This window comes from Spirosoma utsteinense (assembly GCF_014282275.1).
Classification (GTDB): Bacteria; Bacteroidota; Bacteroidia; order Cytophagales; family Spirosomataceae; genus Spirosoma; species Spirosoma utsteinense.
Genome location: NZ_VFIA01000039.1, coordinates 1 through 20,869, shown reverse-complemented (window position 1 = coordinate 20,869; position 20,869 = coordinate 1). Strand labels below are relative to the sequence as shown.

Sequence of the window (20,869 nt, the reverse complement as noted above, 5' to 3'; positions counted from 1 at the left end):
ATGGCTATTGGCGTTTCAGTTGATGAATAGGCACTCCAACCATCAGTTCGAGGGCGTAAATACTTTTGATGAAACTTGTTTTTGCCTGCTCCACGGTTGTCCGGGTTTCGGCATATCGGTTGCTGTTGAAGGCGTGCGTTTCGGGTGCGATCTTTCCCTTTTGCAGCTCTACTTCGGCGATTCGGAAAGCGGCCAGCGATGCCTGATCGTCACGCAGCCGGATCTGTAGCACCCGCTGGGCCAGTATCAGATCCTGATAGAGATTGAAGAGGTCGCGTTTTAGCTGGATTTCGGCCGTTCGCCGACGTTCCCGGGTCGCTTCGTAGGTAGCCCGGGCCAGCCGGATCTGATGCGGCCTGCCGAACACGTCATGAATACTGATGGCTACGTTGACACCCGCCCGGTAGCCGTTCGAAATTTGCCCCAGCTGATCGGTAACGTTCGTGCCGGTAGAAAGAATGGCCTGGTTGCCCGTCGAATAGTTGGCAAAGCCTGTCACGTTCTGAAGCACCTGCAGTTTGGAGAGCTGGAAGGCCGACAGCTGGGCGCTGGAAACGGCTCCTTCAAACTTCACCGAGGGGGCGTAGGCGAGGGCAAGTTTGTACATCTCTTCGAACGAGACCAGCTGAATGGCAATGTCCCGGTTAAAATCGAAAGTCATACTGTCGACAGGAAGGCCATCGGCAGCCGTTACCACCGGTTTGGCCGCTGCCGCCGGTAATGGCTGGCTCTGGGCGTGGGCTGCCGGGCCTGCTGCCACGAGCAGTGCCATGCCCAGCGCAACCGGGATGGCCCGCCTGAATTGTTGGTTGAAGTGGGCCAGGCCGATGTTTATCGGGCGACCCTGCACGTTAAATGAACCCATTGGTGATTGAGTAAAGCAGCGTTTATTGACGTAGGCTTAAACTGGCTGATCCTGTTTCCAGGCGTTAGGTACTTGTTCGATAACCGCTTCGAACTCCAGCGCCCGTTGCTCCCAGGTGTTGCGCTGGGCCATGTCGACCCGTTGCTGCAGGCGCTGGCTATCCTTGTCGGCGAGGGCTCGCTGGAGGGCCTGGGCAAACCGTTCGGGTGTGTCGGCCAGTTCGATAATATCCCTGAACTCATCCAGTATGGAGAACGGCGTGGATACAACCGGCAGGCCCGCAGCCAGGTATTCGTTGATCTTGAGCGGGTAGATGGTATAGGTATGGCGGTTGCAGACAAAGGGAATAATGCCAACGCTGAGCCCGGCAAGCAGGGGTGGCAGATCGGCAGGCTGACGGGGCGGGATGAAGGTTACATTCGGTAGAACACCCAGCCGGTAGGTGAGCTGCGGTTCATGGACTTCGCCGATAAACTGAAACTCCACCTCCGGCATCGTCCGGGCGCAGTATTCCATGATGTCGAGGTCGACGCGGTTGTCGGCTGTGCCGAGGTAGCCCACGACCTGTTTGATCGGGGGCATCCGTTTGGCCAGCTGACGTGCCTGGTTGAACAGATCGAAGTTGACGCCGTTTTTTACGCAGAAGGTGTGGGGTTGCAGGGCTGATTTATCCTGCCGCAGGGTTTCGGAGGTGGTTACCACGGCGTCGACGCGCTGAAGGAAATCGGTTTCGTACCGCTGTCCGTGGCGGCTCATCCAGTCGCCTGCCGTTGTGATCTCATCGAAGCAGTAGTAGATGGTGGCACACTCGTTGAGTCGGCCCAGCAGGGGCAGGCCCACGACCGGGTTGAAGGCGTTCACGACCAGAGGACGCTGCATGGCCAACCGCTTCATCACAGCGCGCAGACCTCCTGCCAGCCGGTTGGTGTTCTGGGGCAGCAACTGATCGTGTGCTTTAGCCTGAAGCCAGTTGAAGGGCATCATCACCGGGGGCATCCAGACATAAAGCTCCCCGCCCGGCTGGGTCGGTATGCTGGTGAGCGAACTGGTCAGGTGCAGCAGCGCCTTCACGGGAACATCCTTACGGCCTGCCAGTCCTTCCGCCAGATCTTTGAGGGTATACATGTAGTCAACAAAGAGCACCCGATGCCGCACCGACAGGGCGGTCATAAGCTGTACGGCGGCTTTCTGGAAATCGCCTTTCCAGGGTGTTTGGGCGATGCAGATGATGCTGTCAAATTGCTTCATGATCGGTGTCGTTGAGTGGATAGATATGGGCGGTGGCGATTTCGGCAGCACCGGGCGGGGCAATGTCCCATCGGTAGCAGGTAGCCACCAGCAGGGTGCTGATAAAAACCACGCTGTTGGTGGGGAACTGGCCCAGTACCGGGTTGGAGTACCCCATCAGGGCAATACCGACGAACTCGGCCAGGAAGGCATACATGATCTTGACCAGCCACGGGTCTTTCAACTGCCAGACCCTGTAAACCCCGATGCCGACCAGGCCCAGCAGCATCAGGATATAGAGGGAGACACCCACGCGGCCCGTCTCGATCCAAAGCTCGACATACCAGCTGTCGGGTGGTATCTGAGCCGCCCAGTGCCAGGGTGAAAACCGCGCGCCCATGTCGGTAGAGGTGCCGATACCCGCCCCGAACGGCAGGTCTTTAAGGTAGGTCTTGAGCTTCTCCTGATTTTGCAGACGGAGAATGAATGACGGATCATTCATCGGGGTAAGCGCCGACCGCATCCGCTGAACCTGGTAGTTGGAACTGCCCACGCTGGTATACATCAGCAACAGAAACAACGGAATGGCTACCGCCAGACCTATGAGGAGTTTGGGGATATCCCGCTTCAGCAGCAGGTAGAACGGGAAGCCCGCTATGAGCACGAAGAGGGCCGAGCGGGTACCCGAAACAGCATACCCCCAGAAGAAAACCAGGGCCAGAAAACCGTAGATCAGCTTCAGCGTCAGCTTCTTCTCTTCAAAGATCCGGATAATGGAGACCAGGGTTACCCCGGCCATCTCGGCCCCGAACTGGGCGGCATCGGAATAGAATGAAAAGCTGCGCAACTGCCCGAACAGGATGTGGGTCTTGGCGTTACCCCCTTCGAAAAGCCACTGGTTTTCGGCCGGGGTCAGGCCAATGTACTGTTGCTTGAACGCCCAGAGAGCAGCCAGAAACGACCAGAATAGCCAGGAGTTGACGAAGATACGGATGTCGTTGCGGGTGATGGGGGCCACCAGAACGATACAGGCTACCATGAACCAGTGCATCGAGAACGGGCGCACGTGGTAAAGCCAGGCGGGGCGATAAGGGGCTTCCGGATTGATAAACTCAATGACGGTATAGAGAAACCACAGCGCGATCAGCGCAAAGGCCAGACTCCGCATGCGATGCCAGGCCATTTGCTGGCCATTGACAAACAGGCTCAGTAACGTCAGCGCCAGCAAGCCGTCGACGAATAATCCAACGGGCACATCGACCTGGGCGAAGCGTGCAAACCCTACAATAAAGCTTAACTGCACGTATAACAGTAACCCAACCCGGGGTTGTAGCAAGACCATAACCGCCAGCGCACCGGCAATAGGTCCGCCAATGGCCAGTACGACTCCTACGGCCCCCACTTTGCTAATCAGGTAGCCCACGCCAACGGTATACAGTCCGCCAAGGAGACTGTATAACCAGAACTGGTTCGACGAGACGGGTCTGTTTAACGAAAAAGCGGATTGTGCCATAGCTGATTAGTGCCGCAGGGAAAAGATGCCTATGAACTCAGTGGGTAAGGACATCGACGGCTTCGGCCCGACGCACTTTTTCCCAGGTGCCTGACTGATTGCCCCGCAGGTAGCGAACCAACCCGGCCAGCGCGCAGACATTCATGAACGTGAAGTAGAAGGGGATGAACGTAGGTTTCCAGCGCAGTTGCCGCTTTTCGAGTCCGTAGCCCAGCCAGGCCGCCCCGTAAAACAGGAGTTGTGCTGCCAGCAGCATCGTCCAGACCGGTTGCCAGCCGTCGCGGAGGACGAGTCCCAGGCTGAGCAGAAAGATCAGTGGCAAACACAGGGGCGTTACGGCCCAGCGCATCACGCGGTGTGAGACATATTCGAACGCCAGCCAGCCGTGCCGGAAGGGGTTCAGCAAGCTCGTCAGGCGGGCCATCGACTGAAAGCCGCCCGCAGCAATCCGGATCTTGCGTTTCTGTTCGTCGATGATCGAGAACGAAGGCCGCTCCAGGGCATAGGCGTCCGGGGCGTAGGCAACCCGATAGCCGCGTTTGGCAATGAGCAGCGAAATCATGAAGTCGTCGAGGATCGTGTCGGGCGGTACGGCCTCGTAGAGTTCTGTTCGAACGGCAAACAGTTCGCCCGCTGCGCCGACGATCGTGTGAAGCTCGGCGTCCCATTTCTTCAGCTGCGATTCGTATTTCCAGTAAATACCTTCGCCTGAGCCCGCAGCCGAATCGCTGTCGGTTGTCTGAATCCGCTTTTCGCCCGCTACCGCCCCCACGTTAGGGTCGCTGAAATGACGAACAATATTTCGCACCGCTTCAGGGTTCAGCTGGGTATTGGCGTCGGTAAAGATGACGATAGGGGTTTTGATCTGCTGCATGGCGCGGTTCATGGCCGCTACTTTGCCCCGCCGTTCGGTGCCGCCCAGTATGGTTACCGAGTCGGCGTAGAAGGTTTGCAGGTAGTTGTCCGACCCATCGGTTGAGCCTTCGGTCACGAACAGGTGCTGAATATGTTCGCGGGGATACACCTGTCCGAGTGAGTTCGTCACTTTAGCCGCCAGGCAACCCAGTTCGTTGTAGGCAGGCACGATCAGCGTGACATCGGGCGTAAACTCGTCCGATGCGGGCGCTGCCGCCGGTCGGCGTGGCCGCAGCCGGATCAGGGCCCAGACGACCAGGCCGTAGCCGAGGTAGGTGTAAAGTACAAGCACTATACTGATCAGTAATAGTAGTTCCATACGTTGGTCAATGATGTCGTATCAGGCAGCCATCGCAACGGATGGGGTAGTTGATGCCGGTTGGTTACGGGTGTGGGTTACGTTCCATACAATTGCCCTGAGTATGGCCCTGAGGTAGTCCGGTTGCCAGCGCAGCGTATACTGGACGAGCGCTTTGGGAAGGGCCAGGCAGAAGTAATAGAGGTAAAAGATCAGCCGGGGAAACCCCACCACGTTCCGGCGCATGAACCAGAGCCGGTTGCGGGTATGATAATAGACTTTCATGGCGTTGGCCTTGCCCACACTCATGGACTCGCGGTGAAAAATCAGCGCATCGGCCTGGTAATAAATCTGGAAACCGGCCCGCCGTATCCGGGCCGACCAGTCGAGTTCTTCATAATACAGAAAGAAGCTTTCATCGAGTGTACCGGCCTTCTCCAGCACGGCCCGGCTAACCATCATGGCCGCACCGTGGGCAAAATAAGTGGGTCCCGACTTGTCATGCTGCCCTTCATCGGGTTCCATAAGACCAACCGCCCAGGTTTGCCCCGTATACTCGTTCAATGGCCGGTAGCCCGCATACTGAATGATGTTCGGCTGATCGTGAAACCGGATTTTGGGGCAGGTAACCCCAACGGCAGGGAACTGCCGGAAAGGCTCCAGAAGAAGCTCCAGGAGGGTGGGGGTAACGATGGTGTCGTTATTGAGCAGGAAATAATAATCACCCCGTGCGTGCCGGATGCCGAGGTTGTTGCCGCCCGAAAAGCCCAGATTGTCGGGGCTGACGATGACCGTCACGTTGGGGTAATTACCCTGCCTGATCCGTTCGGTGGGGTCTTCCTTCGAGCCGTTATCGACAACGATAATTTCAAAACGGGGGTACGTGAGCGTCCGGGTCGACTCCAGCAGGTCGCAGGTTACGGCGGCCTGGTTGTAATTGACCGTGATGAGCGAAATGAGGGGCGTTGGCTCTATACGTTTTCCTTCTGCCATACTGCTTTAAGCGTTTTCAGAAGAATCAGTAAGTCGGTGCGAAGCGAGAAATTTTTAGCATACAGCACGTCGAGCTGGATACGTTCCTGATCGGATACGCTGGCTTTGCCCCGCTTGGTAACCTGCCATAAGCCGGTCAGGCCAGCGGGGGCCGCAAACCGGCGGGCATAGCCGGTGGTGGTGAGCTTTTCAGCTTCGTAAACGGGAAGCGGGCGGTTACCCACAAACGACATGTCGCCCCGCAGGATGTTGAACAGCTGGGGCAGCTCATCGATGCTGGTATTGCGGAGTACCTTGCCCAGCCGCGTTACCCGTGGATCCTCTTTGAACTTCGAGAACATGGCTTTCGCATTCTGCTCCCGCTGGTAAAGGACCTCGCAAATTTCCTGCTGGTCCATGTAAAGGGGCCGCTGGCAGGTTGTATTGGCCAGCTGGCAGGTCTCGCATCGTGTATCGGCCGGTTTCTCTTCGCTGGCTGTGTTGTACAGATTCTGTGACGCCATACTGGCCAGCAGCTGATCAGAACCGGTTTTCATGGTTCTGAATTTGTACATGTCGAAGATTTTGAAGCCGGTTCCAACCCGTTTGGAGCTATAGAAAATCGGGCCTTTGGAGTCGAACTTGATCAGGATCGCTACCACCAGCAGAATCGGCGAAATCATCAGCAGTATCAGCAGCGAGAGGCCAATGTCGAACGCCCGTTTTCCCACCGGAATACGCATCGAGTCTGACTTATGCACTACATGACCGTCCTGACTGTACTCCTTTTTCTGGATCAGGTAACTGAGCCGGATACGCAGGGCGTCTTCAGCGTAATTATGCGGAAAAGCATCGATCAAATGCCCATGGAACGGGTCGGCTTTCAGGTCGATGCCAGGGCGATCGGTTAGCAGCACGACCGGTACATGCGGCAGATGGCGTGAAAGGGCCAATCCATTCAGAAAAACACTGCTGCCCAGGTCTTCATTGTAGAGAACAAGATCGACGAACCTGTTTTCTTTTAAATAGGCCAGAGCAGCCTGCCCGTCGGGAACGCTGGTTACCTCGATTTGAGCACTGAATGCTTGCTGGAATGACTCAACCAACTGGTTGTTGCTTTCAACGTAGAGCACTCGAAACGGTTGAGCAACTTCTTTCACGGCCTGCATGATTGCCACAGGTTATAGCTCGTTAATAATTAGGAATGGCTTAAAGGCAGCCGTGGGTTAGTGGCTTCGAGTCGGCGTAGTACGGTTGAAATCTTTGTCTTGACTTCAATGGGGTTGAAGGGTTTGACGATGTAATCATCAGCACCCAGTTTCAGGCAGGAAATACGCGTGGCGCTGTCCGCAAAAGTCGACAGAATGATAATAGGCAAATTCTGAAAAGTCGGACTGGCGCGGAGTGTCCGTAGCAGGTCTTTCCCATCCATATGCGGCATCTGAATGTCAGATAAAATGATGTCGACAGGGTTGCCCTCCTCCAGCCAGCTTACGGCTTCAATTCCGTTCTCTTTGGTGATAACCGTGAACTCATCCTTTAACGTCTGCCGCAAAACCTTGCGGATGAAAGGATCGTCTTCGGCAATCAATACATGGTAAAGTGGTTGCATACGAAACAGCTGTTATTGTACGAGGAACGTTTGATTTGCGATGATTATGTGGGGTACTGTTGCTTGTAAAGATAATTAAATGTTTATGAATTTTGATTAGCGTAAATAAAATATCCCTTTTAATTGAAAAAGGATACTATAAACCAAGGCAGTTACTATTCAGTGGTATTAGCCGCCAATAGTAACTGCCGTTCACCTGGCCCCTAAACAGAACCGGAGGGCAAGAAACTTTCTAAAAGCTCCCCACCCTCCAGTGCTGTCTGTGTCGATACTGTTACCGGATCAATTCATTTTTAATACTTTTCGTACCACTCGCTCATCACCCTGTCTTATTTCCAGCAGGTAAGTGCCAACAGGTAGTGACGACAGATCGACTTTGCCCGAAAACTGGTCGCCCGTTCTGGGAATTTTCACCTGTAGGTGCAGCTGGCTAAGGCCAGCGTTGAAGACACTCACCTTCAGCGACGATTTTGAAGCCCGCTCCGACTGAACGGTCACAAAATCGGTTGTTGGATTGGGGTATACCTGCACAACTTCCTCCAGGCTTTTCACGTCTGTCAGCGCCATCGCTTCCTTTCGGGCGTTAGGCGCTCCACCAGCCATAACGAACAGGGGCGTCTCGGTTACGGGCACAACCAGCTTGCCCTGGATCGTGCTGACTACTTCCATCGTCATATCGGAGCTGCCAACTTTTGGGCGGTATATACGGGCCTGTGTGGCCGTTCCCAGGTCCAGGGTGTAGGCCGTTGTTCGGCCTACTTCATCGGGAACGACCAACATATAGGCTGATACGCCATTCCGTTCATACCGGTCCACAAATGGGTCGCGGTTAAGGGTTTCCCGGTACGTGTATTCGCCAAAAAGTTTGTTCGTCTGGTATAAGTAATCGGCGGCTGGCCGGCGGGTGGTATTGGCGCCGTTGGCTAGCCCCGACGTGCCAAACATGCCACCCGTCGAGTTATCGTCGTAGAGCTGGTAAAAGAACACTTTCTCGATACCCTGCCGGGCATAAAGCAGGGCCGTTCGCAGGATCCAGTCGCCCTGTGTTTCCAGAGCCGACTTGCTGCCAATGGGAATAGCCCGCAGGGGACTGCCCTGGTTGACGTCATAGCCTGCTTCGGTAATCCAGACCGGCATATCATAGGATTGGAGGTGGGCGGTCTTGCGGAAATCCTCGGCAATGCGGTGGATAGGGGTTACCTCCGGAGCTGCGCCCCGGGTGGACGTACCGCTCTGGGATGACGACGTGTTATCGGAATACATGTGGTAGTTGATCACATCCCAGCACAGATTGACGGTTCCGTTGGCGTTGTAGCCCCGGTATTGTTTGCACCAGTCGATCATCCCTTTTATATAGTCGGAACCGCTCGATGCCGAGGCCAGTCCCCCAATTACTACTTTCACCGACGGGTCCGCATTTTTGACCCCGATGCCGGGACCCATGCTGTTTTTATGGCCATCGTAAAACGCCGACAGATTGGCTGCGTATTCGCGGGCTGTCTGATAGGCTTTTCGGCCTTTCCACCATTTGTCCCGTTCGTTCTCACACTCGATGTACTTGATGAGTCCCATCCCTATTTTGATCGAGTTCGGGGTGTCGCCGGGCCAGCGGGGGGTTGAGTTTACGCTCAGCAGCGCCGGGTTCACATTCGGATTGCTACCATACCGGGCCATGTATTGAAAGCCCATTTTGGCCTGTTCTCGGTAGGAGAGTGGGTCGGAAACGTCTTTTCCATAGCGCAGCGGGTTATTTTCGCCGTCCCGCTGATCGGACGGGTAGGTATCGACCATCCACTCGGGCAGTGTTTTCAGGCAAGCCAGCACCTCAATGCCTTCAGCTTTGCAGCGTTCGTAGATGGCGTCATAGTTCCAGCCCCCGCTCAGGGTAGGGTTGAAGGAATAGTTGCCTTCGGTCGATTCGAGCTTATGCCAGTCCATATAATGCCGGATCCCGGAAAAGCTTTTGATGACGTTCATCTTGGTCTCGTTGATCTTCCAGGGCGAGTCACCGTCTTCGAAGTTCCACTCGTAGGCATTTACCCCCAGCATATCCTTAAGCTTGACCGCTTTGGGCGGGGCGGGCGTGACCGCCTGCGTTGAGGGGGTATAGGACCCGTACAGTTCGATCTCGGTAGGAAAAGCACCGTAGGTATTGATTACCAGATAGCGGGCGTTGCTGATCGGCTGATCGAGCTTGAACTGGGCGTTTCCGGTGGTCTGGCGGCTGGGGTAGGGGCCTACCCACGAGCCATACTGCTCGCCGGTAAAGGTGGCAACGGGAATCCGCTGCCACTGGTCGGTGATGATGGACAAGGTCATCGGGTTGTCCGTACAGGTGCCCGTAAAGTCGTAAAACTTTACGTTCTCCAGCGTAATCGTCTCGCCAGGCAGCAGCGGGTAATACGCATCGTACTGGGATAAGACCTTACCCCAGCCAGTTTCGACGTTGGTGTTGGTGACGCCATCGAACAGCCCTTCCAGCCCGTTGCTCACGTTCGTGAGCTGATACCAGCGCTTAGGATCGATCGGGATTTTTCTACCGGCCGACAGTGCTGATGACGACTGAACGACTTGTGTCCGGTTTACATTCTCCGCTGCTAGGAAGGAACTCGAAGCCCCCTGAGAAGCCGTGAGGGTAGCGGTGCCAGCACCTGCCACCGACGCCCGCCAGGTTCCCGACGCGTTGGAAACGGCAATGACCGATGGGTTCGACGATGTAAACGTAATGGGTGTTTGTGTATTGATGCTGGTAGCAACCAGGGCGAAATCACCGTCGTCGGTGGTTTTATCGGGTAATGCGGCAAAGTTGATCACCGCTGGTGACAGCACGGTACCTCCCTGGGTTATGTCCATCCAGTTGAAATTCCAGGCACCCCGTACCGAAAAGATACGGATGATCTGGCTCCCGGCTGGTAGCGTAGCGGTGGTGGTAAGGGTAGACCAGCTTTGCCAGCCACCCGTACGGGGAACGTCGACACTGCTCAGCACCGCCCCCGACTGGTTCCGGATATCGATCCGGCCATTTCCCCAGCTATTAGCCACGCGAAGTTTGAACGTGTAGGTGCCAGCCGCCGGGGTCGATACGTTGTAATCCATCCAGTCGCCGTCGTCGATATAACTCAGGTTGGCTCCACCGCCGGCATCTTCGGTCTGTTCAGGTCGAACGTCAGTTGCCGTATCGAAACTTTCGGCTTCCAGCTTGGCCGGCAGCGGGCGGCTTTCGGTCGCTTCGAACCAGTTCAGGTTCCAGTCGCCTTTCACGACATAAATCCGCAGGGTTTGATTGCCTGCGTTCAGGCGGGCCGTTGTACCGAACGTTTCCCAGTTTTGGGTGCCGCCCGTACGGGGTACATCGACGGTGCACAGGATGGTACCATCTGCCAGCCGCAGCTGTAATCGCGAGCCGTCGCCGTAGCCATTGGCGACCCGGAAGCGGAATGAGTAAACGCCGGTACGCGGCACACTGATCGCGTAATCCAGCCAGTCACCTGCGTCGATGCTGCCTATATTCTGGCCACCCCCGGCATCATTTGTTGTTTCGGACTGTATGCCCTGCATGGCGGAGTAGGCTTCCGCTTCAACCCGACCAGGAAGCGCTATATTTGTCGGGCGGGCGAAGGGCCAGGACGATCCATCGGGTGCTGAAGCACTTCTGCCAGACAGTAATACACCGGCAACCAGTACAGAACCTAAAAGAATAGTCGGTAAATTTTTTTTCATGGATTGAATGGTTGGATTATCATAAGGCAAAAATTAACCTTTTTGTTTGTTTTAAGAAATAAAGTAACGTATTAGGTAATTAATTTCATGTAATATTAATTTAAGTCGTTTATTTGGTTAATTAAAGTCAGTTTGTTGAAACCTATATTGGATAAATGTTTCCTTTACTACTCTTTATTGGCCTGGTGTTAGTTGGTTATCTGACCTTCAATGCCCTCTATTTATTCGTGTCGGCCGTAGCGGGTCGTTTGGGGAACGCCGACGATAAGCCTGATTCGCTGGCTGTCGATCGAGTCCGGCGAATTGCTGTATTGATTCCTGCTTACCGCGAGGACGCAGTCATTATCGGATCGGTCATCGTGAACTTACAGCAGGATTATCCCGCTGATCGCTATGATCTGATCGTCATTGCCGATTCGTTTTTACCGGCCACGCTGGAAAAACTGGCTCAATACCCTATTCAGGTTGTTCCGGTCCAGTTCGAACAGTCTACCGTTCAAAAGTCCATCGCCTTCGCCCTGAACCAGCTCCCCGAAAACCGGTACGACATCGTATTGATCTCCGATGCTGACAATCATATGGCTCCTGATTTCTTAACGCGCATCAACCGGGCGTTTGGGCAGGGCTGGCGGGCTGTTCAGGGGCATCGGACGGCCAAGAATACCAATACCAGCGTTGCCGTTTTCGACGCCATGAATGAAGAGGTCAACAACAACCTCTTTCGGGCGGGGCAGCGGGCCCTGGGCGTATCGGCAAGCCTGATCGGGTCGGGCATGGCGTTCGAGCCGGCGTTGCTGAAACAGGCACTAAGCCGGATTCAGACGGTAGGCGGTTACGACAAGGAACTTGAGATGCTGCTGGCGCTGGAAGGTATTCGGATCGGGTACCTCCAGGATGCCATTATTTACGATGAAAAAGTTCAGAATGTAGCTGTCTTTCACAAACAGCGTACCCGCTGGGTAGCCGCTCAATTGTATTTTGTCAAGGCGTACTTCAAGACAGGTATGCAGCAACTGGGCAAAGGTAACTGGGATGCGTTCAATGCGCTGGTCAAGGCGCTGCTTTTTCCCCGCATGATTTTGCTGGCTATTCTGGGCGTGCTGTTCCTGCTGACGTTGTTGATCGGTAATCCCGCCTGGATAGTGTATACCGGTGGGTTGCTGACCCTGTTGCTGGGCAGCTTGTTGCTGTCGATCCCGTCGGCGTTGTGGCAAAAGCTATCGGCACGGGATTTTCTTGTCCTGCCCTCGCTCATTTTCGGCATGTTCAAATCACTGCTCAAGTTTAAGCAGGCCGGCAAAAAATTTCTGCATACGCCCCATGCCGAAACGTCGGAGCCGGGTTGAGAAAGCTGTCACTGCCGGCGTTTGGTACAGGCTGTATTGGATGAGTATGTTTGTCGTAAATCGCCTGGTCAGGCCGTAGCTATCGTGTTAACAGGCCTAACGTCAACCCCGTATGGACACCCACTTTACCGACATCGACTCCTACATCGACAGCTTCCCTGTTCCCGCTCAGGACAAACTGAAAGAGCTGCGTCAATTTCTGCGGGATCTGGTTCCGGCGGCTGAAGAAACCATTAAATATGCCATCCCAACGTTGGTTTGGGAAGGTAACCTGGTGCATTATGCGGCCTTCAGGCAGCATATCGGCTTTTACTCGTTACCAACGAGTATCAAGTCCTTCGCGGAAGAACTAACGCCGTATAAAACAGGGAAAGGGTCAATCCGCTTTGCCCTTGACAAACCGCTGCCGTTGGACCTGATCCGTAAACTCGTCCTGTTCAGAGTTGAGGAGAATCGCCAGCGATCGGCAACGAAAAACAAGGTAAACGCTTCATAGGGTCGTAAAACGCTTTCCGTGTGCCAACGTGTTCAGGAAACACATCGTTGGTTAAGGCTCAATCTGGAGGATGTAGTCGACTCGACCGGGAATCGATCGGCCAACGAGCAGGGCTTTGATGGATCGGCCCTTGTCGAGCGCCTGCCTGATACTGGTCTGCATATGAGGCCGCTCCTGTAGCCAGCTCGTAAAGCTTTGCTGTTGATCGTGCGACAAGGTGGACCGGTTTACTTTATAAATCACCTCTTCTAGATTCATTGGAATTCAAATTTTTTGTTGGCTGGGGAGATAACACAGGCCGGGTATCAATTGGTGTTACCCCACCATTATCATTCGCTTGCCGGTACCGGCCCATCGGGGGTGTTTATCCCGATACCAACCGGTTGTGATCGCTGGGTAGCGCCAGTCTGGCGTACGCACCCATCTGGCAACCGGATAACATAATAGTTTCGTAACACCTTGTTCGATTCGTTTGCTCTTCCCCGGCGTTAGTTTTAAGCCCTCAACCAAACAGATGATTGGCCCTGTGTTCCTACCAAAAACAAGGGCTGAGGAACAGGAGTAATCAATGAACAATCATCGGAATTTTTTAAAGAAAGCTACCCTGCTCACGGGTGGTGCCACGCTGACCAACACCTTGCCACCTGCGATCGGGAAAGCACTGGCTATCAACCCGGCCGTTAACAGTACTTTTTACGATGCCGGGCACATTGTTTTTCTGATGCCGGAAAATCGGTCTTTCGATCACCGGTTAGGTATATCGCCGGAGGTAGGCGGCTTCAACGATCAGCGGGCTATTCGTCTCCCGAATACAACTAAGGTAATCCTGTATAAATCCATGTATAAGCTCGTTTTGCCGGCCCTGCTGATGTGGTTCGGCTCGGTGTGCCTGGCCGTTGCCCAGCCGGCACGAACCTACTCGCCGGCTCAGGCGCATTCGCATAATGATTACGAGCAGACTATTCCATTCTGGAAAGCCTACGACCAGCAGTTCGGGTCCCTCGAAGCCGACATATATGCCCTCGATGGTCGGCTTTACGTGGCTCATGACTCTACGGCTATCACGGCCAACCGGACGCTGGAGGCTCTTTATGTCAATCCAATGGTTGAAAAAGTGCGCGCCAACAAGGGGAAGGCATACGCCGATGCCGCCTATGGGCTGCAATGGCTCATCGACTTGAAAACACCGGCTCACATTTCATTACCGCTGCTGGTGCGTTCGCTCAGCGCGTATCCCGACGTGTTTGGTGCCGGTGGAAAGATACAGGTCGTCGTGAGCGGCAATATTCCGGCCCCTGACCAGTTTGACCGTTACCCGGCCTGGATTCAGTTCGATGGACGCCCCAATGTGGCCTACACACCCGATCAACTGGCGCACGTTGGCCTGATTAGTCAGTCCTTCACGACCTATACGCGTTGGAACGGGAAAGGACTTATTGTCAAAAAAGAGCGGGAAGCGATTCAGCGGGTCATTGAGCAGGTACACAAGCAAGGCAAAAAAATCCGGCTCTGGGCAACACCCGATAATATCAATACCTGGAAGACCCTGATGAACCTGGATGTCGACTACATCAACACCGACCAGATAGCCGGGCTTGGGCAGTTTCTGCGGCAGCGCCAGACCGCTGAATACCAACACCCCACACCCCATTCGTTATACCAGCCTACCTACCGCAACAACGACAGCCGCAGCCGGGTCCGGAACGTGATTCTGCTGATTGGCGACGGTATGGGCCTGGCCCAGATTTACGCTGGTCTGACTGCCAACCGGGGTGACCTGAACCTGGCGAAGCTTCTCAATATCGGTTTCTCGAAGACCAGCGCGGCAGATACCTACATCACCGATTCGGCGGCCGGAGCAACGGCCATGGCGACCGGGCAAAAAACGAATAACCGCGCCATTGGGGTCGACTCAACGGGTCGGTCTCTGCCGGCTATCCCGACGCTGATCCGGAAATGGAACATGGTCAGTGGACTCATCTCCTCGGGTGCTATCACCGACGCAACCCCGGCTGCTTTTTACGCCCATCAGCCCGACCGGATGTTCGAACGGGAAATTGCCCATGATTTCCTGCGCGAGCCGGTCGACATCCTGATTGGGGGCGGTTACCGGTATTTCAAGGAAGAAAAGGTGCTGGACACACTGCGTCAGCGGGGCTATCAGGTGGGAACCGTGTTCGAGCAGATGGCCGGTTTGAAACGCCCCTTCGTGCTCCTCGACGATCAGTCGGTTGTTGCCCTCCACAAAGGACGGACCGACTTCTTACAGAAAAGCCTTCAAAAAGCGCTGCATGAGCTGGAAGGTAACCCCGCCGGTTTTTTTGTGATGGCAGAAGGCGCTCAGATCGATTATGGTGGCCACGCCAACGAGATGGGCTATGTGGTCCGGGAAATGCTGGATTTCGATCAGACCGTTGGGGATGCCATTCGCTTTGCCGATTCGAACGGGGAGACGCTGGTCATCATCACGGCCGACCACGAAACGGGTGGTTTGAGCCTGCTGGATGGGAACCTGAAGCGGGGGTACGTCGACGGAAACTTCAGCACCAACGACCATTCGGGCATAATGGTGCCGGTCTTTGCCTACGGCCCCCACTCGCTGGATTTTCGGGGCGTTTACGAAAACGCCGAAATACAGCGTAAGATCATGACGATTCTACAGACCTACCAGGCGTCCAGACAACCCGTTTCCCATTAATAACTTTTCCGGAATGAGACGTATCCTCTTGATCAATTACGGCTATCCCGTAACGGGTAACCGGTACCAGTAATATACCTGTATAGGTCAGCGCTTGCCAACAATTCGCCTGACCGGGCCGGTATTTTGCGGCTATACAGTGTACTTTGTAATCTAGTTGATTTTACTAGATGGCGTATTTAGTTAACGCATCCATTCAGGTTTGTTGGTATCGATCGGTTTTGCAGGCCGTTACCGACACGCCTGCGCTGTTTCTCTCAACGAATGACTTATTTTGAGGTTGATATAACCAACTGCGAACAGGAGCCAATCCATATTCTGGGACACATCCAATCGCATGGTTATCTATGCGCTATCCACCCCGATACGTACACGATTGTTCATGCAAGTGCTAACCTGGCCGATCTGGTAGGGCAACCCATTGCCGACGTGCTGGGGCAGTCACTGGCGGAAGTTCTGAACAAAACGGACCTGCCAGCCGCCACACTCATCGAACTACTGAATGTCGGCAAGCGCAACGATTCATGGGATACACTGAATCCCTATCGGCTTCAGCTTGACGGGCGGTTCTGGAATCTGGTCGTTCACGCGTTCAAGGGGTTGCTACTGCTGGAATGGGAACCCACCGATGAACAGCCGAAAGTGGCCATGAATCAGCGGCTTATTGCCGACGCCCTGACCGAGGTTCAGTCCAGCCGCCAGTTGGCCGATCTGTTGCAAAACACCGCCCAGCGGGTAAAGTCCATCATTGGTTTCGATCGCGTAATGGTGTACCGGTTCAGTGCCGACTGGCATGGGCAGGTCATTGCCGAAGCCAGGGAGCCGGAGCTGGAACCGTTTCTTGGCCTTCACTATCCGGCCTCAGATATTCCCCGGCAGGCTCGTGAGCTATACAAAATCAATCTCGTCCGGCTCATTGCCGACGCTGGCAGTGTGCCGTCGCCCATCCTGTCGCAACCTGGCTGGCCCAACGATGCACCGCTGGACTTGACCCATTCGACCCTGCGGGCTGTTTCGCCGGTACACATCGAATACCTCAACAATATGGGGGTTCAGGCATCGATGAGCATTTCGCTGCTTTACCAGGGCGAGTTGTGGGGGTTGATCTCCTGTCATCACCATGCACCCCGTTTTGTCGATTATGCAGCGCGGCAGGCCGCTAAGTTCGTGAGTCAACTGCTATCGGCGGCACTGGAATTTCGTAAGGGAGAAGAAGACCAGAGCCTGCTTCTGCATAGCCTTGAAAACGGCCAGCGCCTGCACGAACAACTGCTGGCCGACGAGGATGTGGTGCGGGCGCTCACCCGACGTTCGGTAACCGCGCTGGATCTGGTAGCGGCCTCTGGTGCGGTATTGCTGTTTAACAACCAGCAGCACCGACTGGGAACAACCCCCGACGAAGCTGCGGTACGGGATCTGGCTGAGTGGCTTAAAACCACCCTCAGTGATACGTTTCTGGAGACCAGCCATCTCCCCGCCCTGTATCCACCCGCCGGGATATTCCGGCACCAGGGTGCGGGCATACTCGCCGTCGTGCTCTCCCGGGAGCTCAACGAATACCTGATCTGGTTCAAGCCCGAACGGATTCAGGAGGTTACCTGGGCCGGTAATCCGCAGAAGGCGGTGACCGTTAGTGACGACGGTCAGCATCGGATCGGCCCCCGGAAAAGTTTTGAAGCCTGGACCGAAATGGTACACAACACGTCGGAACCATGGGGGCAGGCGGAGGTCGCTGCTGCTATAAAACTTCGGGAAGATATTCTCCAGATCGTTACCCGGCAGGCCAACGAAATCAGGCAACTCAACCAGCGCCTGCAGGCCGCCTACGAAGAGCTGGATGCATTCAGCTATACCGTTTCACACGATTTACGGACACCCCTGTCCTCGATCCGGTGCTATTCGGAAATTTTGCTTGAGGAGTATGGCGACGACTTCAATCCCGATGCCAGAGCGCTGTTCCAGAAAGTCATCGATTCCACTGATCGGATGCGGGCGCTCATTCACCACATCCTGTTCTATTCCCGCATGGGCCGCACCGAGGTCAACACCCAGCTGGTTGACATGAATCACCTGTTGACCAGTATGCGGGACGAGATTCTGCTTACCGAGAAAGACCGCTCCCTGGCCATTGATATCGCTGATACGCCGGCTATCAATGCCGACCCGACGATGCTCTCGCAGCTGTTCATGAACCTGTTGACGAATGCCGCCAAATATACGCGGTCAACCCCGGCCGGGCACATACAGGTCAGTGGCAAGCAAACCGATGAGGACGTTATTTATTCGATAACCGATAACGGAATTGGCTTCGACATGAAAGAAGCCGACAAAATGTTCGAGTTGTTCAAACGCCTGGAAAATGCCCGGTCTTTCAAAGGAACCGGCGTTGGTCTGGCTATTGTGAAGCGGATTATTACCCGTCATCACGGCAAAATATGGTACCAGAGCGAACCAAACCGGGGCGCTACTTTTTTTGTTTCTTTTCCGCTTATAGCGGTCGATTGAACGAGATGGCTGAAATCTTATATGTAGAAGACAACGTCGACGACGCCGATATATTCAGCCGCCTGATCCGGAAGCTGGACCGTCCCGTTACGTACACAATTTTAAACAGCGGCTCCGAAGCGGTCGAGTACCTCTCGGGGCAGGGGCGTTACCTGAACCAGGTCAATCCACTGCCTAAACTGATGTTGCTGGACCTCAATCTAGTTGGCATGAGCGGCTTCGATGTGCTTGAGTGGGTACGTTCTACCGATCGGACGCGCTGGCTTTCCATTGTGGCGTTCAGCACATCCGATAATCCAACCGACATCCGAAAGGCTTACGAAGCCGGTACCAATGCCTATATCGTAAAACCCGGTACCTACCAGGCCACCGGAACCTTACTCCAGCGGCTATGTCATTTCTGGCTGGACGATAACCTCCGTAGCGATTCCCATGACTACATTACTAGACCGGCTGCGGGCTGAGACCCGTCTGTCACACGAAAAGACGGAGCACCTTCTCTACAGCGATGACTTACGGGCAGGTACACTCTCACCTGACGCCTACCGCCACCTGCTGCTTACCCATGCTGCCTATCACGAAGCGCTGGAGCAGGCCATAGACCAGCACCCGGATTTTTTCGACGCCTATAAGCCCGATACCCGCCGAAAAACACCCTGGCTACAGGCCGATCTGGCCCAACTTCAACTGGTTATACCTTCCTTGCACCCATCGGTATTTGCCGACTGGTCGCCCGTTCAATTACTGGGAGCTGCTTATGTGGGGGAGGGGTCGATGCTGGGCGGGAAAACCGTTTGGCTCTACCTGCAGCAAAGCCCCGCGCTGGAACCGCTACTCCACAAAGCGCGGTTTTACCGGGGCTACGGCCCCGAAACGGGCGTTAAATGGAAAGAGTTTGGGGCGTTTATTTCGCAGAAAGGTGCCGGACAGGCCGATCTGGTTGTGGAAGCTGCCGGACGGGCGTTTCAGGTCTACCAGGAGCTGTTCGGACAAACGCAGGCCGACAGCCGTCGTGAACTACCCCAGGCCTAAGGCGTTGTTGGGTAAACGGGAAGGAAGACCTTGAAGACAGACCCTTCATCGGGGTCAGGATGATGCCATCGGTGAAAGGCCCTACCCGCAGGCTGTTTTTAGGCTGGCGGAGCAAGCTGTTCAAAAAGTGAATTGCAGTAAGTTTGCTGGAAGTTGGTGATAACGCCGGCTGTATTCCGTATCGCTTCGTAACACGCTACCCCGTCGGGCAGTTGGTCGAGTATAGCGGTATCCACGGTAGATAACCGGAAAGTGGATGCTGACATTGAATGTAAACGTCGAGTAAGCCGGCTTTCGCGCTGCGGCAAGTCCGCCGGTTTCCCCATTTAGTTGGCGGCCGGAATGCTACTTCCCCGACGGGGACTGAAGCAGCCCGACCGCCAACTAAATGCTTCACAATTTAAGGCAGCAAACGCACTTTTTCCATACTTCAGGGGCAGGCAGTTGGCTAAAATAAGGGAGCGTTTTCATGAACATACTAGTAAGCATCTGTAATTGTGTTATTGCAAGAAATTTCCCCTTTGTATTTCATAACTTAAGCAAAACTGAAAATAGTACTTTTTTAACTAATGAGTAGTATCAATAAAGCTGAACACTTTTCAGTCGAGAAAACGGCTTGCCAAGCTGACAGCCAGGTTTTATTCAATAAAAAACGCAATTTTGCATGTTAAACAAAACTAAGTTTTGTTTAACTTTTCTCTCAGGTTAACCTAAGGTTTGATTATATAACACTACTTCTCTTATGGCCTACGACTCTAAGTTCTATATCGCAGCTATTGGTGTATCAGCTGGTGGGCAAGAACCCTTATGGAGCTTCTTCGACCAAATACCCCCTACTTTAGGAATTGCCTTTATCGTCATCCAGCATCTAAACCGGGAGTATATCAGTGTAGCCGATAAACTCTTAGCCAAGCATACCACTATGCCAGTCTGCTGGGCCAACGACCAGCAGGAAGTTAAACCCAATTGCGTTTACCTCCTGCCAATTAACAAAATGATGACGATCAAAGCTGGTTGTTTACAACTTCAGGATAGACAACCAGCGGATCTCAGCAATTGGGCCGTTGATATTTTCTTTCACTCACTAGCCAAGGGCGAAAAAGCCAATGCTATTGGTATTATTCTCTCGGGAGCAGGTTCGGATGGAACATTAGGGTCCATTCATATCCATGATGAAGAGGGTATCGTCATGGTCCAGGACCCCCAAACGGCTGAGTTCAGTGGCATGCCTAAGTCAGCCATTATGAAGGATCATCCGGTTGAGATTTTATCGCCAAAACGATTAGCTCATGCCTTAATAGACTTTGTTTCTTCTAAAGAAACAAAGTCTATTAAGGCATGAGCTAATCGTTTTGGCGATTATACAACATCCTTGACCTCAAACAGTATGAACACGACCAGACAAACCCAACCGGCCCCCGGTGATTATTACGGAACTGTGTACAAAGGCGGCTTTATTGTGCCAATTTTGGTGATAGTGGTTCTTGCAATAGCTCTCTGGTGGTTTCTAAAGAAGCGTAAATCACCCTAGTTAACATATCGCCACTTATATAAAAGAGCAGGGCTTTCTCATAAAAGCCTTTTCACTCTCATGAAGTCGAATAATTCAGTTATTCTGTCGCTAAAGCGGTCCATTTGATGGGTCATGCTGGTGCTCAAACGGTCTAGTA

Annotated in this window: 17 protein-coding genes; 7 read left to right on the top strand and 10 right to left on the bottom strand. The window is 54.1% G+C overall.

Going from position 1 to position 20,869, the window contains the following annotated elements:
* Window positions 1–4: 4 nt before the first annotated feature.
* The 8 genes from FH603_RS22700 to FH603_RS22665 form a co-directional block, all read right to left on the bottom strand.
* Window positions 5–865 carry a TolC family protein gene (locus FH603_RS22700; RefSeq protein WP_235985543.1) on the bottom strand — a complete coding sequence of 287 codons (861 nt, stop codon included), beginning with the start codon at window positions 863–865 and terminating at the stop codon, window positions 5–7.
* Between the two features lie 36 nt (window positions 866–901).
* On the bottom strand, window positions 902–2,113 hold the full coding sequence (locus FH603_RS22695; protein WP_186740361.1) for a glycosyltransferase: 1,212 nt from the start codon (window positions 2,111–2,113) through the stop codon (window positions 902–904).
* The gene (locus FH603_RS22690) at window positions 2,100–3,605 is read right to left on the bottom strand and encodes an O-antigen ligase family protein (protein ID WP_186740359.1); all 1,506 of its coding nucleotides are present in this window, start codon (window positions 3,603–3,605) and stop codon (window positions 2,100–2,102) included. The genes FH603_RS22695 and FH603_RS22690 overlap by 14 nt, the downstream gene beginning before the upstream one ends.
* A gap of 37 nt (window positions 3,606–3,642) precedes the next feature.
* Window positions 3,643–4,839, bottom strand: a complete 1,197-nt coding sequence (locus tag FH603_RS22685; protein ID WP_186740357.1) for a glycosyltransferase family 2 protein — start codon at window positions 4,837–4,839, stop codon at window positions 3,643–3,645.
* A 21-nt stretch (window positions 4,840–4,860) separates the two neighbouring features.
* Window positions 4,861–5,811 (bottom strand): glycosyltransferase family 2 protein, encoded by a 951-nt coding sequence (locus tag FH603_RS22680; RefSeq protein ID WP_186740355.1) that lies wholly within the window; start codon window positions 5,809–5,811, stop codon window positions 4,861–4,863.
* Window positions 5,790–6,959, bottom strand: a complete 1,170-nt coding sequence (locus FH603_RS22675; RefSeq protein ID WP_186740429.1) for a sugar transferase — start codon at window positions 6,957–6,959, stop codon at window positions 5,790–5,792. Before FH603_RS22675 ends, FH603_RS22680 begins: the two co-directional genes overlap by 22 nt.
* A 29-nt stretch (window positions 6,960–6,988) precedes the next feature.
* A complete protein-coding gene (locus FH603_RS22670) occupies window positions 6,989–7,402 on the bottom strand; it encodes a response regulator (protein ID WP_186740352.1) in 414 nt (137 codons plus the stop codon).
* A gap of 282 nt (window positions 7,403–7,684) precedes the next feature.
* Window positions 7,685–11,122 (bottom strand): carbohydrate-binding protein, encoded by a 3,438-nt coding sequence (locus FH603_RS22665; protein ID WP_186740350.1) that lies wholly within the window; start codon window positions 11,120–11,122, stop codon window positions 7,685–7,687.
* A gap of 155 nt (window positions 11,123–11,277) precedes the next feature.
* On the opposite strand from FH603_RS22665, the gene FH603_RS22660 reads away from it, so the two are divergent.
* Window positions 11,278–12,468 (top strand): glycosyltransferase family 2 protein, encoded by a 1,191-nt coding sequence (locus FH603_RS22660; RefSeq protein ID WP_186740348.1) that lies wholly within the window; start codon window positions 11,278–11,280, stop codon window positions 12,466–12,468.
* A gap of 112 nt (window positions 12,469–12,580) precedes the next feature.
* Window positions 12,581–12,964, top strand: coding sequence for an iron chaperone (locus tag FH603_RS22655; protein WP_186740346.1), 384 nt, complete (start codon window positions 12,581–12,583; stop codon window positions 12,962–12,964).
* 51 nt (window positions 12,965–13,015) lie between these two features.
* Here the strand turns inward: FH603_RS22655 and FH603_RS22650 are convergent, their stop codons facing one another.
* The gene (locus FH603_RS22650; RefSeq protein WP_186740344.1) at window positions 13,016–13,222 is read right to left on the bottom strand and encodes a hypothetical protein; all 207 of its coding nucleotides are present in this window, start codon (window positions 13,220–13,222) and stop codon (window positions 13,016–13,018) included.
* 310 nt (window positions 13,223–13,532) lie between these two features.
* Here FH603_RS22650 and FH603_RS22645 point away from each other — a divergent pair, with 310 nt between their 5' ends.
* From FH603_RS22645 to FH603_RS22630, 4 genes are all read left to right on the top strand, one after another.
* Window positions 13,533–15,662, top strand: coding sequence for an alkaline phosphatase (locus FH603_RS22645; protein ID WP_235985542.1), 2,130 nt, complete (start codon window positions 13,533–13,535; stop codon window positions 15,660–15,662).
* 264 nt (window positions 15,663–15,926) lie between these two features.
* Window positions 15,927–18,167, top strand: a complete 2,241-nt coding sequence (locus FH603_RS22640) for an ATP-binding protein (protein WP_186740342.1) — start codon at window positions 15,927–15,929, stop codon at window positions 18,165–18,167.
* Between the two features lie 5 nt (window positions 18,168–18,172).
* On the top strand, window positions 18,173–18,631 hold the full coding sequence (locus FH603_RS22635; RefSeq protein ID WP_186740332.1) for a response regulator: 459 nt from the start codon (window positions 18,173–18,175) through the stop codon (window positions 18,629–18,631).
* Window positions 18,600–19,199 carry a biliverdin-producing heme oxygenase gene (locus tag FH603_RS22630; RefSeq protein WP_186740330.1) on the top strand — a complete coding sequence of 200 codons (600 nt, stop codon included), beginning with the start codon at window positions 18,600–18,602 and terminating at the stop codon, window positions 19,197–19,199. Before FH603_RS22635 ends, FH603_RS22630 begins: the two co-directional genes overlap by 32 nt.
* A 98-nt stretch (window positions 19,200–19,297) precedes the next feature.
* On the opposite strand, the gene FH603_RS22625 is transcribed toward FH603_RS22630, so the two are convergent.
* Window positions 19,298–19,465 carry a hypothetical protein gene (locus FH603_RS22625; RefSeq protein ID WP_186740328.1) on the bottom strand — a complete coding sequence of 56 codons (168 nt, stop codon included), beginning with the start codon at window positions 19,463–19,465 and terminating at the stop codon, window positions 19,298–19,300.
* Between the two features lie 476 nt (window positions 19,466–19,941).
* On the opposite strand from FH603_RS22625, the gene FH603_RS22620 reads away from it, so the two are divergent.
* A complete protein-coding gene (locus FH603_RS22620) occupies window positions 19,942–20,541 on the top strand; it encodes a chemotaxis protein CheB (protein ID WP_186740325.1) in 600 nt (199 codons plus the stop codon).
* Window positions 20,542–20,869: the final 328 nt, after the last annotated feature.

Coding starts and splice junctions, on each gene's coding strand:
- FH603_RS22700 (WP_235985543.1), bottom strand. CDS start 865: ATGGGTTCATTTAACGTGCAGGGTCGCCCGATAAACATCGGCCTGGCC.
- FH603_RS22695 (WP_186740361.1), bottom strand. CDS start 2,113: ATGAAGCAATTTGACAGCATCATCTGCATCGCCCAAACACCCTGGAAA.
- FH603_RS22690 (WP_186740359.1), bottom strand. CDS start 3,605: ATGGCACAATCCGCTTTTTCGTTAAACAGACCCGTCTCGTCGAACCAG.
- FH603_RS22685 (WP_186740357.1), bottom strand. CDS start 4,839: ATGGAACTACTATTACTGATCAGTATAGTGCTTGTACTTTACACCTAC.
- FH603_RS22680 (WP_186740355.1), bottom strand. CDS start 5,811: ATGGCAGAAGGAAAACGTATAGAGCCAACGCCCCTCATTTCGCTCATC.
- FH603_RS22675 (WP_186740429.1), bottom strand. CDS start 6,959: ATGCAGGCCGTGAAAGAAGTTGCTCAACCGTTTCGAGTGCTCTACGTT.
- FH603_RS22670 (WP_186740352.1), bottom strand. CDS start 7,402: ATGCAACCACTTTACCATGTATTGATTGCCGAAGACGATCCTTTCATC.
- FH603_RS22665 (WP_186740350.1), bottom strand. CDS start 11,122: ATGAAAAAAAATTTACCGACTATTCTTTTAGGTTCTGTACTGGTTGCC.
- FH603_RS22660 (WP_186740348.1), top strand. CDS start 11,278: ATGTTTCCTTTACTACTCTTTATTGGCCTGGTGTTAGTTGGTTATCTG.
- FH603_RS22655 (WP_186740346.1), top strand. CDS start 12,581: ATGGACACCCACTTTACCGACATCGACTCCTACATCGACAGCTTCCCT.
- FH603_RS22650 (WP_186740344.1), bottom strand. CDS start 13,222: ATGAATCTAGAAGAGGTGATTTATAAAGTAAACCGGTCCACCTTGTCG.
- FH603_RS22645 (WP_235985542.1), top strand. CDS start 13,533: ATGAACAATCATCGGAATTTTTTAAAGAAAGCTACCCTGCTCACGGGT.
- FH603_RS22640 (WP_186740342.1), top strand. CDS start 15,927: ATGACTTATTTTGAGGTTGATATAACCAACTGCGAACAGGAGCCAATC.
- FH603_RS22635 (WP_186740332.1), top strand. CDS start 18,173: ATGGCTGAAATCTTATATGTAGAAGACAACGTCGACGACGCCGATATA.
- FH603_RS22630 (WP_186740330.1), top strand. CDS start 18,600: ATGACTACATTACTAGACCGGCTGCGGGCTGAGACCCGTCTGTCACAC.
- FH603_RS22625 (WP_186740328.1), bottom strand. CDS start 19,465: ATGTCAGCATCCACTTTCCGGTTATCTACCGTGGATACCGCTATACTC.
- FH603_RS22620 (WP_186740325.1), top strand. CDS start 19,942: ATGGCCTACGACTCTAAGTTCTATATCGCAGCTATTGGTGTATCAGCT.